Source organism: Cryobacterium levicorallinum (assembly GCF_004402405.1).
Taxonomy (GTDB): Bacteria; Actinomycetota; Actinomycetes; order Actinomycetales; family Microbacteriaceae; genus Cryobacterium; species Cryobacterium levicorallinum.
In genome coordinates this window covers 622,863-637,702 of record NZ_SOFE01000023.1, presented here as the reverse complement: position 1 = coordinate 637,702, position 14,840 = coordinate 622,863, and the positions used below count along the sequence as shown (strand labels likewise).

The following is a 14,840-nucleotide window of genomic DNA, read 5'->3' as shown; positions in this document are numbered from 1 at the left end:
TCCGGCGTCGGCACCGGCGCCACGGCGTCCTCGGGCAGCGCCGCCGCCGCAGTCATCGCGCCGACCGCATCGGGCGCGCCCGCAGGGGCGGCCGGAGCGCAGGCACCGAACGCTGCCGCCGCTGCGGCAGCCACGTTCCTGACAGCCGTAGCAAACGAAGCCGGTCGCGGCCCGAAGCTCGGCGCCGTGCGCATCGTCACAACGGATGCCGCAGCTCCGTCCCCGACGCCCGGCCTCGCCGCGCCGACCGTACCCGCGGCCAGCCTGACGCCGGTCGCGGCACCCGCGCCCGTCGCATCCGCTGTGCCGGTGCCTTTGGCCGCGCAGATCGCCAAGCCACTGTTCTCGCTGGCCAATCTGGCACCCGGCCAGCACACGCTGACCATCACCGTGAACCCCGACAACCTCGGCCCGGTCACCGTGCGTGCTCACGTATCGCCCGACAATATTCGGGTGGAGCTGTTCGCTCCCACCGATCTGGCCCGCGAAGCACTGCGCGCTATTATGCCCGACCTGCGCCGCGACCTGGCCGGCGGGGGACTGAGTGCGCAACTCGATCTCTCGTCGCAGAACCAGGCGGGGGATCTGGCCGGAGATTCGCGGGGTACCAAGCAGCCCCGGCCCGAGCAATCGCCCAGAAACCTGCTGGCGCGCGAGCCCGACATTCCTAACGGCGAGCAACCGCTTCTCCCCTTCACATTCGGATCCGCGTCGACCATCGACGTAATGGCTTAGAAAGAGAGACCAACCATGCCAGTAGACGCAGTAGCAGCCACAACCGCCGGGTTGTATTCCGGCGCGAGCACCCGTACTCCGAGCCAGTCGATGGACTCGGAGGTGTTCATGAATCTGCTGGTCACCCAGCTGCAGAACCAGGACCCCTCCTCGCCGATGGACACCAACCAGATGATCGCCCAGACCACCCAGCTGGCGATGATGGAGAAAATCACCGAGATGGCCACGGCCAGCCAGGAGAGCTTCTCGCTGCAGATGCGCTCATCCGCCGCCGCGCTCGTCGGCCAAACCGTCACCTACACGATGTATGACGGCACCGAGGCTACCGGAATCGCTTCCTCTGTCTCGTTCAAGGACGCGGTTCCGCAGGTCACGATCGGCGGCAAGTCGATCGCCCTTGACGCTGTCTCCGGGGTCACCACGGCCGCTTCCTCCTCCTAGCTTCGCTCCACCCCCACTTTTTTATCCTCGTTCGCTTTCTTGAAAGGCACATTCTCATGCTTCGTTCTCTCTACTCCGGCATCTCTGGTCTTCGTTCGCACCAGGCCATGCTCGACGTCACCGGCAACAACATCGCCAACGTCAACACCACTGGTTTCAAGGCCTCGGCCGCTCAGTTTCAGGACACGCTCTCGCAGCTGACTTCCGGCGCCGGCGCTCCGCAGGGCGAGGTCGGTGGCACCAACCCGGCCCAGATCGGGCTCGGCGTGCAGGTTGCGGGCATCTCCACGAACTTCTCCCAGGGTTCCTCGCAGGCCACCGGCAAGTCCACCGACCTGCTGATCTCCGGCGACGGACTGTTCATCACCAAGATGGGCGGCGAAACCCTCTACACCCGCGCCGGCTCGTTCGACTTCGACTCCGCCGGCCGCTTGGTCACGCCCGACGGTTCCATCGTGCAGGGCTGGGGCGCGAACAACGGCGTTGTCGCCGACGGCGGCCCGACGAGCAATATCACGCTGCCGGTCGGTGCGATCATCGGGGCTACCAAGACGACGGGCGCATCCTTCGGCGGCAATCTGCCCTCGGATGCAGAAGAGGACACGGAACTTACCCGCGACTTCGAGGTCTTCGATGCCCTTGGCGCATCGAGCACCGTGACACTCACTTTCACCCGGGTATTCGACTCTGCCGCTGGAACGGATGGCTGGGATGTGGCAGAGGCGAGTACCGGTTACGCGGCTTCCTTGACGTCCACCGGCGTCGCCGGAACCTTTGACTTCACTGGCGATACAAGCAACGGCACCATCGACATCGACTTGGGCGAAATCAAGGGCTTCGCCGGCCTCACCAGCGTCTCCGGCGCTGCGGACGATGGCAACGCCGCCGGAACCCTCAACTCCTACACGCTCAGTGCCGACGGAACACTGGTCGGGCTGTTCAGCAACGGTGAGCAGCTCGCCATCGGCCGCATCGCCCTCGCCAACTTCGTCAACCCGGGCGGACTGGAGAAGGCCGGCGGCTCGGCCTACCGTGCCACGTTCAACTCGGGAGACCCGACCATTGGTACCGCTGGCACCAACGGCCTCGGCTCGCTCTCGAGCGGCGCCCTCGAAATGTCGAACGTCGACCTGTCGCAGGAGTTCACCAACCTCATCGTCGCGCAGCGTGGCTTCCAGGCCAATGCCCGCATCATCACCACCTCCGACGAGGTCCTGCAGGAGCTCACCAACCTGAAGCGCTAACCCCGCCTCCGGCGGCCCAAAAAAGGGGGGGCACCCTCCCAATTCCGACGGGTGCCCCCCTTTTCCCCTGCCCTCAGTCTCAGTGGACAACTTCGTGGGGTCCTGGCCCGCTCGCACCCCACAATCTTGTCCACTCAACTGTGGGCCCTGGGACCTGGGGCTGCCCAGGCTGTCGCCGTCGCGTACTCAGTGGACAACTTCGGGCGGTTCCGGACCGCGCGCACCCCACAAAGTTGTCCACTCAGCCCAAGCCTGTGCATAACCTCAACGGGCGAGCACGGGATGCGTCATCCTCTTGTCGTGACCGAACGCCGCAACCTCCCGCCGCACCTGCAAACCCACCCCTTTTCCGTGGCTCGCGGCATGGAAAACGGGCTCTCCACCGGGCGCATGCGCGCCAGCGACCTGGCCCGCCCATTCTGGGGCGTGCGCACACCGGCATCCGTTTCGCTGAGCGTGCGCACCCGGTGCTCCGCCCTCGCCACACGTATGCCGGTGGGCAGCTTCTTCAGTCACGACACGGCAGCCCTGCTGCTGGGTGCACCGCTCCCGCTCCATCGCTCCGGCGTTTCCACCTCCCTGCACGTGGGTGTTCCGCTGCCCGGCCGCGCCCTGCGGCTGAACGGCGTCACCGGACACTCCTTGGCAGTGCACGACACCGACCTGATCGACTGGTTCGGCCTCAGCATCACGAGCCCGGCACGCACTTGGTGCGATCTCGCTGACACCCTGAACCTGCGCCAGCTGGTCGCGGTGGGCGACTTTCTGATCCACTGGGAATCGCCCCTGGCCACCTTCGACGAACTCGCCCGCGCCGTCGACGGCCATCGGCGCGGAAAGCTGCTCCTGCACAAGGCTCTCCTGCTGCTGAGCGACCGCGCCGAATCCTCGCCGGAGTCTGAGCTGCGGGTCGTCGTGGTGACGAACGGTCTGCCGCGCCCACTGGTCAACGAGAACGTCTTCTCCGCCTCCGGACGGTTCCTGGCGCGCGCGGACCTGTACTTCAAGGACTACGGCGAGCTCCTCGAGTATGAGGGCGACCAGCATCGAACCGACCAGCTGCAGTGGCGCCGAGATCTCACCCGCACCGCCGACCTGGAGTCCGAGGGGTTTCACGTGACGCGAGTCAATGCCGAGGACCTGCGACACGAGGCTGCGCTCGTGGCGCGGATCGCCCGCAACCTGCACCGTCGCGGGTGGCTCGGGTCTCCCCGAGCCGTTCAGTAGACGACTTCGGTGGGTGATCGGGGGCGCGCACCCACCGAAGATGTCCGCTGAACGGATGCTGCGGGACACGGCACCTAAGCGACCTAACGCCAGTCGCGCAATGACCGACAGTAGCCGTTGACACCTCGTCTGGGGGGTGTCAGAAACCAGGGAAGAGCTCATGATCGTACTCACGCGGCTGAATGAGAGCCACTTTGCGATCAATCCCGACCTGATCGAACGTATCCACGCCAACCCGGATACGACGCTCGTCATGGTCGATGGCGCCAACTTCATCGTGACCGAATCCATGGACGAAGTCATCGAAAAGATCGCGAGCTATCGGGCTCACGTCATTGCCCTCGCCTATGACCCGACGGCCAGTGACCTGCCGCGGGGCCCACGGGCCATCTAGTGGATCCTGCAACACTGATCGGTATCGCGCTGGCCTTCGGCTCGCTCGTTGCCATGATCACCCTCGAGCACGCGTCGGTGATGTCCATTCTTCTTCCCGCCCCGATGATCCTTGTCTTTGGAGCGACCATCGCCGTCGGTATCGCTGGCGGAACGGTGCGAGACAGCATCACCGCATTCAAGGCGCTCCCCGGAGCGTTTCGAGGCAAGACCATACCGCCGGTGCAGGTTATCGACCAGGTGGTCGGCATCGCCGAGACCGCCCGCAAATCGGGTCTGCTAGCCCTCGAGCAGGAAGCCGACAACGTGTCGGACCCGTTTTTGCGTGGCGCCCTGCAGAGCATTGCCGATGGCACCGACGGTGACGAGCTGCGCATGCAGCTCGAAGACGAAATCGCCACCAAGGCTAGATCTGGGCGAAGCGCCTCGAAGTTCTTTACGAGCCTCGGCGGCTACGCCCCGACCGTCGGCATCGTCGGTACCGTCGTGTCGCTGACTCACGTGCTGGAGAACCTGTCCACCCCCGAGACCCTCGGACCAATGATCGCCACCGCGTTCGTCGCCACCCTGTGGGGCTTGCTCTCGGCCAACTTCCTCTGGCTTCCCATTGGCGCGCGGTTGCGCCGCCTGTCGGACATCGAAATCGACCGCCTCACGCTCCTGATGGAGGGAGTTCTCGCCGTGCAAGCCGGCAGTCAGCCGCGTCTGCTCGGCGAACGCCTGCGTGCCATGGTTCCGCTCGAAGACCTGCCCAAGGGTGAGGCGAAGGCGAAAGCTGCTGGAGCGGCGGGCGAGGTGCCCGCCGGCAAAATCAAAACGAAGTCCAAGGGCAAGAAGTCCGCGGCTGAAGACAACGCCGAAGCAGCATGAGCGCGCGCGGACGTAGACGCAAGAGCCACGACGACGAGCCCGAGTTCCACGACGAGCGGTGGATGGCCTCGTACATGGACATGGTCACCGTACTGATGTGTATGTTCATCGTGCTGTTTGCCATGTCAACGGTCGACCAGGGCAAGTTTGAAAAGCTCGCCAATTCGCTCGCCACCGGTTTCGGCGCCGTCGAGGTCGGCAGCATCGACACCGCTGAAGGCGTCGTCGTCCCCGCCGAAATGATCGACGACGTGGCCGAGGGGTTCATCGACAAGACCCTCACCGATGCCCAACAGGCCGTGGCTGAGGTTGCCTCATTGAAAGCGACCGAAGAAAGCATCAATGCCAACCTGTCGGCCGCCGGTATGGCTGAGCGGGTGGAATTCTTTATCGACGAGCGTGGGCTGACCATGGGGCTGGTCGGAACAGACTCCTTCTTCGCCCCGGACAGCACCGCGCTTAGCGCCGTTGCCGTGGCCGTGCTGGATGCTGCCGCACCGGCCATCGTCCACTCCGCACTACAGATATCCGTCGAAGGCCATGCCGACAAGCACGGACAGTCGGCGACCTTCGCCACCGACTGGGAGCTCTCCTCCGGGCGGGCAACCCAGGTGCTTCGGCGTCTGGTAGAGCAGGGTGGCGTCGATCCCGCCCTTATCGGCGCCGTCGGCTACGGGTCGGCCCGGCCGGTGTCCCAGGGAAGCAGTCTCTCGGAGATGGCCCAGAACCGTCGCGTCGATATTGTGCTGCTCTCCACCCTGCCCGATAGCGTGCGAGATCTGATTCCCGCGGCCGTCGATGGCACGTTGTCGCAGGACACCAGCGAAACCTCGACGGATGCCGGCGAAACGGAAGACAACGCTCCCGCCACATCAGGGCATTAGGCATCCTTTAAGCGATTTTTGCTCAACTTCTTACATTTTGGCCCGCACGGCCGATAGTGCAAACGTGACGGTCCAGGAACAGATTCAAACAGGTGCGCCCATTAAGGCGGTGAAGTCGGTGGAGTTGTATGACTTCCGCCGGCCGACGACATTGGCGCGCGATCATGCCCGCGTCCTTGAACTCGCCTTCGAGACATTTGCCCGCCAGTGGGGCACTCAGATCACCGCGCGGGTTCGTGCGCTCTGCACGATCACCTGTGATCAGGTGCTGATGCAGACCTACGACGAATATGCCGGATCGCTGCCGCCCAAGACGGCCATGGTGCTCTGCACGATCTCTGCTCTGGAAGCCAAGTCGGTCATACAGCTGCCGACGGTGACCGGACTGACCTGGGTGAACCACATGCTCGGCGGCAACGGTTCTCAGGTGATTCCGGCCGGGCGCAACTTCACCCCGATCGAACTCGCACTCATGCGCCAGATGATGACCGAGGCGCTCGAAGATCTGCGCTACTCGTTCGGCCCGCTGCTGGTCAATGACTTCACCGTCGATGGCATCCAGTACAACTCGCAGTTCGCTCAGGCTGCGGCCCCGGCTGACCTGATGATCGTCGCGACCTTTTCGATTCGCATCGAACGCAACACGACGACCGCGACACTGGCCATCCCCGCCGCGGCACTCATGCCGCAGCTTGGAGAGGCCAACCCCATGCGCATCACCACGAACTCGGCCGAATACCTGCAGGCACAGCTCGCTGCCGTTCCGGTCGATGTTGCACTGCGGCTGACCCCGGCCCGAGTGTTGCCCAGCAGAATTCTCTCCCTCATGGTCGGCGACGTGCTCCCCATCCCGCACCCCAAGCATCGCCCGCTTGATCTCGCCGTCGGAGACCAGGCCCTGGCCCGGGCTGCCGTCGGAGCCAACGGCTCCCGCCTCGCCTGCATCGTCATCGACACCGAAGAAAGCACCCCATGATCTCCAACCAGTCAGTCTCCGAAGCCGCCGTCGACGCACTCCTGCGCGTTCTTCCCACGGCCGTGCCCCTGCACGCCACCGCGCACAGTGGCAGCGCAGCACTGACCGCCCGGTTCGGCTCCAGCGTGGTTGCTTCCTTCGTCGGGTCCAGCTCCGCCGATTTGGCCGTCGTGCTCATGGATGCGTCCTCGCTCGACGCCGCGTCCGGCGCAGCCCCGTCACTCGTCTCCAGCCAGGACGTGCTGCGGCCCGCTCTGGAAAATGCGGCGAGCGTGCTCGGCATCGGTGTGCTCGGCGATTCCCGCGTCGAAGACGCCTCTACCCTCTTTCTCGCTGACGACACCCAGGTGTTCGAGCTCAGCGCCGGCGGCGTCGTGACCGGCTGGTTCGCGATTCGTCTGCGCTCCAACGGCACCATCAGCGGGGGATCGGCCACGATCAATAAGGCCGTTCTCGGCAACCTCGGTCGCATTAACAACGTCGAAATGACCCTGACCGTGGAGATCGGCCGCACTCGCATGGCCGTTCGCGACGTGCTCTCGCTCGAACCCGGCGCCGTCATCGAACTCGACCGTTCCGCCGGCGCCCCCGCCGATATTCTGCTCAATGGCCGTCTCATCGCCCACGGCGAAATCGTCGTTGTCGACCAGGACTACGCCGTACGCATCACCCAGATTCTCGACGTCGTCGAAGGCCTCTAGTACATGGATACCCTCATCGTCGCCCTGCGGGTCGTCCTCTCGCTCGGCGTGGTGTTCGGGTTGCTCTGGTACCTGCAGCGCCGCCTGGTCAAGGGTGGTCGGGCCAAGCTCTCAGCAAACCTCGTCACAGTGGTCGGCCGCGCCAACGTCGGCCAGAAGGCATCCGTTGTCGTCGTCGACGTTGACGGCCAGCGACTCATTCTCGGCGTCACCGAGCACGCCGTCAGCGTGCTGCACGGCAGCCCGGCCTCCATCGACGATGCCGGTGAAGCGGATGCCGTCGCCACACTCACCGACACCACCACCGTCCCAGCCCAGTCATCAGCCCAAGCCTCCGCCGCCATTTTCGCCCGATCCCTCGACTCGGCCGCGTCGGACGACACCCTCGCGCCGACCCTCGCGTTCCGCCCGCGCCGCAAGGGCACGCCGGCACCGAAAACCACACCGCCCTCCCGCCTGGCCGGCTCGATCCTGTCCCCGGCCACCTGGACCCAGACCGCCGCCGCCCTTCGGAACGGCCGGTGAGCACCGCACTCCGGCGGTCGACCAACCCTGGCAACGTCGCGCGCGTCGGCATCCTGATTCTCTTCGTGATCGTGCTCACGGCCGTCTTCCTCTGGCTGGGCGCTCACGCCTCCCACGCCGTGACGGTCGACCCGACCGATCCGACCGAGCCCACCGACCCGACCAACCCCAACGACAGCGGCGGTGGCGGCCTGAGCGTCGACATCAACGGTCCCAACGGCGCGCCGTCCTCGGCCATCGTCACGCTGCTCGGAATCACGTTGCTCTCGGTGGCCCCGGCGTTGCTGCTCATGATGACGAGTTTCACCAAGATATTCGTCGTGCTCGCGATGACCCGCAACGCGCTGGCCCTGCCGTCGATTCCGCCGAACCAGGTGCTCGCCGGACTGGCCCTGTTCCTGTCGCTGTTCATCATGTCGCCGGTGCTCACCGACATTAACAGTGTCGCTCTGCAGCCCTACCTCGACGGCACCATGACCTTCACCGACGCCCTCAACCTCGGCTCCGAGCCGCTGCGTCAATTCATGATGGCCAACACCCGCGGTGAAGACCTCGCGCTGATGACCCGGGCAGCCGATCAGCCGAATCCGGACAGCCCCGACGATGTGACGCTGTTGACGCTCATCCCGGCGTTCATGATCTCCGAGCTGCGCGCCGCCTTCATTATCGGCTTCGTCATCTTCATCCCGTTCCTGGTCATCGACATCGTGGTCTCGGCCGCTCTCATGTCCATGGGCATGATGATGCTCCCGCCGGTCATGATCTCGCTGCCCTTCAAAATTTTGCTGTTCATTCTCGTCGACGGTTGGGGACTCATCATCACCTCGCTCATCGGCAGTTACCAGATGGTCATATGAATACCAACGCGGTTCTCGACATCGGCCTGCAGGCCCTCATTCTCGCCGCCAAGCTCTCGGCGCCGATGCTCATCACGGCCCTCGTCGTCGGCTTTGCCATCTCGCTGCTGCAGTCGATCACCCAGATTCAGGAAGTCACGCTCTCCTTCGTGCCCAAGGCCATTGCGGTCGCCTTCGCGCTGCTGATCTGCGGGCACTGGATGATTTCCGAGTCCGTGGCCTTCACCAATCAGATGTTCGAGAAGATCCCCTCCCTCCTCGGCGGTGGCTGAGTGGAATTCGTTCTCAACTACGCCTGGATCGAAGCGGTCATGCTGTCCGGTGTGCGCATGGTGGCGTTCATCGTCATCGCGCCGCCGTTCTCCTACAACGCCATTCCGCTCCGTATTAAAGGCATGCTCGCGGTCGCGTTCGCCCTGGCCATGTCGCCGCGCGTCGCCGATGGCTACGTGTCGCAAAATACGGCGGGGTTCATGGGCGCCCTCGTGCTCGAAATCGTGGTCGGCGCGCTGCTCGGCTTTCTGGTCTACCTCGTCTTCGCTGCCGTGCAGTCCGCCGGAGGCCTGATCGACATGTTCAGTGGATTCCAGATGGCCCAGGGCTTCGACCCACAGTCCATGGTCAACGGCGCCCAGTTCACCCGGCTGTTCCAGATGACCGCCCTCGCCCTCATGTTCGCCTCCGGCGCCTACCAGCTCATTATCGGCGGCCTCGCCCGCAGCTTCACCGCCATTCCGCTCGGCGGCGGCATCGACTTCGCTGACCCCGCGCAGGCGCTCATCGCCGCCGTCACCCAAATGTTCCTCGCGTCCGTGCAGATCGCCGGCCCGCTGCTCGTCGTGCTTTTTCTAGCGGATGCAGGCCTCGGCTTGCTCACTCGCGTCGCCCCGGCCCTCAACGCCTTCGCCCTCGGTTTTCCCCTCAAGATTCTCATCACCCTCACTCTCGCGGCGACCGTATTCGTCGCCCTTCCGCAGATCGTGTCCTCGCTCACCGGCGAGGCGCTCGATGCACTCATGGGGGTGCAATAAATGGCTGAGGATTCCGGCGAAAAGACCGAACTAGCCACCCCGAAGCGCATGAAGGAGGTGCGTGAGAAGGGTCAGCTCTCCAAATCCCAGGACATCACGGCCTGGCTCGGCGTCGGCGCGGCAGCCCTCATGCTGCCCACCACGATCGAGCGGGGCGCGGCCGCGGGCACCGACCAGATGTTCATGATCGGTACCCTCACCGCCAGCCCGGACACCGATGTTGCGGTGGAGGCGCTCGGTAACGGGCTGGTCTCGATGGCCGAGGTGCTGACCCCGTTCTTCGTGGTGGTCCTGGTGGTAGTGCTCGGCGGAGCGGCGCTGCAGGGCGGCATCCACTTTAAGAAGTTCACGGGAAAATACGAGCAGTTCAACGTCATCACCGGCATGAAGCGGGTTTTCGGCGGCCAGGCACTATGGGAAGGCGTTAAGGTTCTGGCCAAGACCGCCGTCGTTGGCTTCGTGCTGTACATGGTCATTCAGGGTCTCATGCCGGTGCTGATGACTGCGGGCGGACTCCCTGTGTCGGAGCTTATGATCGCGGCGACGGGCGGCGCGGCAGCACTCCTGCAGGCCGCCGTCGTGGCCGGTCTCGTGCTCGCCGCCGCCGACGTCTTCGTGGTCATGCGGCGCAACCGCAAGAAAACCCGCATGTCCAAGAAAGAGGTCAAGGATGAGAACAAAGCCGCCGAGGGTGACCCGCTGATCAAATCCCAGCGCCGGTCTCGTCAGATCATGATGAGCCGCAACCGCATGATTTCTGCGGTAGCGGATGCCGATGTCGTGTTGGTCAATCCGACTCACGTCGCCGTCGCGCTCAAGTACGAACCGGGCCGGTCAGCGCCGCGGGTCATCGCCAAGGGACTCGGCCACGTGGCCGCCCGCATTCGTGAGCAGGCCGACACCGACCGGGTGCCGATCGTGCAGGACATTCCCCTGGCCCGAGCCCTGCACGCGGCCTGCGAGATCGGCGAGGAGATTCCCGCCGATATGTACAACGCCGTGGCCCGGGTCCTCGCCTTCGTGATGGCCCTGAAAGCCCGCGGCAGTACCGGGGCCGGCGTGCACACCATGTCCTCGCCGTTCGGCGGCGCCCGCCCGATGCCCTCAAGCCAAACCCAGACCACCCAGACCACCCAGACCACCCAGAACCAGACCACCCAGAACCAGACCACCCAGAACCAGACAGCCGGAGGCCGTTGACGTGAATAAGAACCTCGCAAAGCTCGCCGTTCCGGTCGGCGTGGTCGGCATCATTTTGCTGCTGGTCGTCCCCATTCCGGCGATCATGCTCGACATACTCATCATCGTCAATATCATGCTGGGCCTGGTCACCCTGCTTACGACCATGTTCGTCAAGAAGCCCCTGGAATTCTCCGTCTTCCCATCGCTGTTGCTGGTGGCGACCCTGTTTCGACTCGGTCTCAACGTCGCATCCACTCGTCTGGTGCTCGGCGACGGCTACGCCGGGCAGGTTATCGAGGCCTTCGGTCACGTCGCCGTCGGCGGCTCGATCATCATCGGCTCGGTCATCTTTCTCATCCTCGTGGTCATCCAGTTCGTCGTGGTTACCAAGGGTGCCGAGCGCGTGGCCGAGGTGGGCGCCCGATTCACCCTCGATGCCATGCCCGGCAAGCAGATGGCGATCGACGCCGACCTCAGTGCCGGCCTGATCACCGACGCCGAGGCCAAGGCCCGCCGCGCCGAGGTCTCCGCCGAAGCCGACTTCTACGGCGCCATGGACGGTGCGTCGAAGTTCGTCAAGGGTGACGCCATCGCCGGCCTCATCATCATCATCATCAACCTGGTCGGTGGCATCGCCATCGGCATGTTGCAGCGCGGCATGGAAATCGGCGACGCGTTGAACACCTACGCGTTGCTCACCATCGGTGACGGCCTGGTCACCCAGATTCCCGCACTCCTGATGGCCGTCTCCACCGGTATGATCGTGACCCGGTCCAATGCGGAGACCGACATCGGGTCGACGGCATCCGCTCAGCTGACGCAGTCGCGCGTGGCCCTGGTCATCGCCGGCGGCGCTGCCATTCTGATGGCGATCATTCCTGGCATGCCGGTGCTGCCGTTCCTGATCGTCGGTGGAACCCTCATCGTGGTGGCGCAACGGCTGAAGGTTCGTGAGGCGAGTAACGTCGCCACCGCCGCCGCGAGTGAAGCGGCGGAGAAGAGCGTGGCCAAGACCGACACGACCGAGGACCTGATCGAGCAGATGCGGGTGCACGCGTTGGAGATCATGCTCGCCCCCGACCTCGTCGATATTGTCTCGGGCGCCTCGGACGACCTGCTCGCCCGGGTGCGCGGACTGCGGCGCAAAATCGCCATGGATCTCGGTGTCGTCGTGCCGCCGGTGCGCACCAGGGACAGCGTCGACCTGCCGTCGTCGACCTATGTCATTCGCATCGCCGGCGTCGAATACGGCCGCGGAATCGCCCCGGCCGGCAAGGTACTCGCGCTCGGTGACTTTCTCGACACCCTGCCCGGCACAGAAACCGTGGAGCCTGTCTTTGGACTGGCCGGCAAATGGGTGCCGAGCGAGATGCGGCACAGCGCCGAGATGACCGGCGCCACCGTGATCGACCGGGTGTCCGTCGTGGTGACCCATCTGTCCTCGATCATCACGATCAACGCGGCCCGGCTACTCACCCGCGAAGATGTGCGGGTACTCACCGACGGCGTCAAGCAGGTCAACCCCTCATCGGTCGACGATCTGATTCCCGGCCTGCTGTCCCTCGCCGAGGTGCAGCGGGTACTCCAGGGACTGCTGATCGAGCAGATCCCGATCAACGACCTGCCCCGCATCTACGAGGCCCTGTCCCTGCGCGCGAAAACTTCGAATGACCCGGAAGGTTTGATCGAGGCGGCGCGCATGGCTCTCGGACCGGCGCTGACGGCGCAGTACCTCGATGGCTCCGTACTGCGTGTGATCATGATCGAGCCGGCCCTGGAGCAGAGCATGCTCGAGGGGATGCGTCCCTCCGATCAGGGAACCCAGATTCTGATGGACCCGGCCCGAATCGAAGCGGTGCTCTCCTCGGTGCGAGCGTCGGTCGCCACGGTCGAAGCGAGTGGACTGTCGGCCGTGCTGGTCTGTGCTCCGGCACTGCGCCCGGCCATCCGCCGGCTGGTCTCGACCCAGACCGGCGGACTTCCGGTGCTGTCCTACCAGGAAGTCACCTCCGCGAACGTCACCATTGAGACGGTAGGTGTGGTTCGTGGAACCGACTCGATTTCTGCTTAAGGGACCGACCCTGCGCGAGGTGCAGGAGCGGGTCCTGCTCGTGCACGGTCGGCACGCGGTCATTATCGCGGCCGAACGGGTGACCGTCGGCGGCATCCGCGGCTTCTTCGCACGCCAACACTATGAAGTCACCGTCGAGGTGCCCGCGCCGGAGTCGCAACGACGCGCGGCCCATTCCGGGCTCGACCTGAACAAACGCCTCGGAATCGCCGCGCTGCTGGACGACGCCGACGATGCCGAATACGAAATTGCCCGCACCGCTCCGCAGCTGTCAACGGCTTCGGACGGCTTCGCGGCCCTCATGGACGAGCTGACGTTTGCGACGACGCTGCCTTCAGGGCTGCCGGCCGGCGCCGGGTACGAGGGCGGCGGGGCCCCGTCAACGTCCGGCCCCAGCCGGGTCAGCACCCTCGCGGTTCCCGCGCCGCTCACCCGGCCGGGAGACCTCGTACTGATTCTTGGTCTTGGCGAGGACCCGGTCACCATTGCGCGACTGATGCAGCGGCTCGCCGGGGGTGGTGACGTGTTCACCAGCGGTACCGTCGTCGGTGCCGATCGAGTGGATGACCGGCGCAGCGCCCGCGCGGCCCGTGCCCGCGGGGTCGAAACGGGCTGCAGCGCCTTTATCGCCTTCGGCATCGACCCGGCCTCCGACGCGGAGGCCCGTGCGGCCGACCTCGAGGCGATCGGCGCCGACCAGATCTGGGTTGTCGTGGATGCCGGGCGCAAGAGCGAGGACAGCACGCGCTGGGTGAACATGGTCAACGCGGTCGTTCCGATCGACGCGGTCGCGGCCATCGGCCGACACTTCACGACCTCACCGACCTCCGTTGAATCGTTCGGGCTTCCGGTGGAATGGATGGACGGCCGCGTAGCCGCGCCGCCGAGTGGGCGACGGGCGGCACGTCCGGGGCAGGCCTAAAGGATAGGCTGGAACAATGCTGGTCCTGACACGCAAACCCGGGGAGAAAATCCTCATCGGTGACGACATCGTCGTCACCGTGCTCGACGCGCGCGGAGACAGCGTGCGCATCGGAATCGACGCCCCGCGCGGGGTGAAGATTCAGCGTGACGAGGTGCTGCGTGCGGTCATCGAGGCCAACATGGCGGCGAGCCACGTCGACGAGAACGCCGAAGACCGCATTAAACGGTCGCTCGGCATGCTCGCTGCGCTGCAATCGGCGCAGTCACATCAGTCCCAGGCCGAGGCGCGGCCCAAGCCGCCGCAATCCCCGGCCGTGCCAGCAGCGGCCGCAGTACCCGTGGCAGCCCAGCCGCCCGCGCAGCCATAGCCGTCGCCCCTGCGGGTCACTCGGTGATGTGCCCGCGCAGCTCGTCGATTTCCCGGCGCTCGCGCTTGGTCGGCCGCCCGGCGCCGCGATCTCGCATCGGCACCAGCGCGACCTCCTCGCGCGGCGGCGGTGGGGGAGTGTGGTCGACGTAACACTCGGCGGCGAGCGAGGCCCCGACCCGCTTGACCACGAGGCGCGACACGATCAGCACCCGGTCGAATCCGGCCGTGCGAACGCGTACCTCGTCGCCGATATGCAGCGCCTGCGCGGCCTTGGCCTTGTCACCGTTGACCTTGACGTGCCCAGCGCGGCAGGCGGTCGTGGCCATGGACCGCGTCTTGAACAGGCGAACGCCCCAGCTCCAGCTGTCGACCCGGGCAGAAGTAAGCTCCATCACACGACTCTAGCTGG

The 14,840-nt window shown here is 65.3% G+C and carries 18 protein-coding genes; 17 read left to right on the top strand and 1 reads right to left on the bottom strand.

Going from position 1 to position 14,840, the window contains the following annotated elements:
• The 17 genes from E3O11_RS14995 to csrA all read left to right on the top strand — a co-directional run.
• Nucleotides 1-735, top strand: a 735-nt coding sequence (locus tag E3O11_RS14995; protein WP_134495602.1) for a flagellar hook-length control protein FliK, incomplete at its 5' end; no start/stop codon positions are given.
• Nucleotides 736-750: 15 nt separating this feature from the next.
• Nucleotides 751-1,176 (top strand): flagellar hook assembly protein FlgD, encoded by a 426-nt coding sequence (locus tag E3O11_RS14990; RefSeq protein ID WP_092450627.1) that lies wholly within the window; start codon nt 751-753, stop codon nt 1,174-1,176.
• 56 nt (nt 1,177-1,232) lie between these two features.
• The gene (locus tag E3O11_RS14985) at nt 1,233-2,420 is read left to right on the top strand and encodes a flagellar hook protein FlgE (protein WP_092450625.1); all 1,188 of its coding nucleotides are present in this window, start codon (nt 1,233-1,235) and stop codon (nt 2,418-2,420) included.
• 300 nt (nt 2,421-2,720) lie between these two features.
• On the top strand, nt 2,721-3,647 hold the full coding sequence (locus E3O11_RS14980; RefSeq protein ID WP_092450623.1) for a PDDEXK family nuclease: 927 nt from the start codon (nt 2,721-2,723) through the stop codon (nt 3,645-3,647).
• 160 nt (nt 3,648-3,807) lie between these two features.
• The gene (locus E3O11_RS14975; protein WP_092450621.1) at nt 3,808-4,041 is read left to right on the top strand and encodes a flagellar FlbD family protein; all 234 of its coding nucleotides are present in this window, start codon (nt 3,808-3,810) and stop codon (nt 4,039-4,041) included.
• Nucleotides 4,041-4,910 (top strand): motility protein A, encoded by an 870-nt coding sequence (locus E3O11_RS14970; protein WP_092450619.1) that lies wholly within the window; start codon nt 4,041-4,043, stop codon nt 4,908-4,910. Before E3O11_RS14975 ends, E3O11_RS14970 begins: the two co-directional genes overlap by 1 nt.
• A complete protein-coding gene (locus tag E3O11_RS14965) occupies nt 4,907-5,794 on the top strand; it encodes an OmpA/MotB family protein (protein ID WP_092450617.1) in 888 nt (295 codons plus the stop codon). The genes E3O11_RS14970 and E3O11_RS14965 overlap by 4 nt, the downstream gene beginning before the upstream one ends.
• A gap of 64 nt (nt 5,795-5,858) precedes the next feature.
• A complete protein-coding gene (locus tag E3O11_RS14960) occupies nt 5,859-6,770 on the top strand; it encodes a flagellar motor switch protein FliM (RefSeq protein WP_233195390.1) in 912 nt (303 codons plus the stop codon).
• Entirely contained in the window at nt 6,767-7,471 is a 705-nt protein-coding gene (fliN, locus tag E3O11_RS14955) for a flagellar motor switch protein FliN (protein WP_092450613.1), read from the top strand. The genes E3O11_RS14960 and fliN overlap by 4 nt, the downstream gene beginning before the upstream one ends.
• Nucleotides 7,472-7,474: 3 nt before the next feature.
• Nucleotides 7,475-7,996, top strand: coding sequence for a FliO/MopB family protein (locus E3O11_RS14950; protein ID WP_092450611.1), 522 nt, complete (start codon nt 7,475-7,477; stop codon nt 7,994-7,996).
• 50 nt (nt 7,997-8,046) lie between these two features.
• A complete protein-coding gene (gene fliP / locus E3O11_RS14945) occupies nt 8,047-8,853 on the top strand; it encodes a flagellar type III secretion system pore protein FliP (protein ID WP_092450746.1) in 807 nt (268 codons plus the stop codon).
• On the top strand, nt 8,850-9,125 hold the full coding sequence (fliQ, locus tag E3O11_RS14940) for a flagellar biosynthesis protein FliQ (RefSeq protein WP_092450609.1): 276 nt from the start codon (nt 8,850-8,852) through the stop codon (nt 9,123-9,125). The genes fliP and fliQ overlap by 4 nt, the downstream gene beginning before the upstream one ends.
• Nucleotides 9,126-9,884: a flagellar biosynthetic protein FliR gene (locus E3O11_RS14935; RefSeq protein ID WP_092450607.1), complete on the top strand. Its 759-nt coding sequence runs from the start codon at nt 9,126-9,128 to the stop codon at nt 9,882-9,884.
• A complete protein-coding gene (locus E3O11_RS14930; protein WP_092450605.1) occupies nt 9,885-11,084 on the top strand; it encodes an EscU/YscU/HrcU family type III secretion system export apparatus switch protein in 1,200 nt (399 codons plus the stop codon).
• A gap of 1 nt (nt 11,085) precedes the next feature.
• Entirely contained in the window at nt 11,086-13,137 is a 2,052-nt protein-coding gene (locus tag E3O11_RS14925; protein WP_092450603.1) for a flagellar biosynthesis protein FlhA, read from the top strand.
• A complete protein-coding gene (locus tag E3O11_RS14920) occupies nt 13,112-14,059 on the top strand; it encodes a hypothetical protein (RefSeq protein WP_134495598.1) in 948 nt (315 codons plus the stop codon). Before E3O11_RS14925 ends, E3O11_RS14920 begins: the two co-directional genes overlap by 26 nt.
• 16 nt (nt 14,060-14,075) lie before the next feature.
• On the top strand, nt 14,076-14,429 hold the full coding sequence (gene csrA, locus E3O11_RS18600) for a carbon storage regulator CsrA (RefSeq protein WP_092450599.1): 354 nt from the start codon (nt 14,076-14,078) through the stop codon (nt 14,427-14,429).
• Nucleotides 14,430-14,445: 16 nt separating this feature from the next.
• Here the strand turns inward: csrA and E3O11_RS14910 are convergent, their stop codons facing one another.
• Complete coding sequence (locus E3O11_RS14910) at nt 14,446-14,823, bottom strand: RNA-binding S4 domain-containing protein (protein ID WP_092450597.1); 378 nt, start codon at nt 14,821-14,823, stop codon at nt 14,446-14,448.
• Between the last annotated feature and the right edge of the window lie 17 nt (nt 14,824-14,840).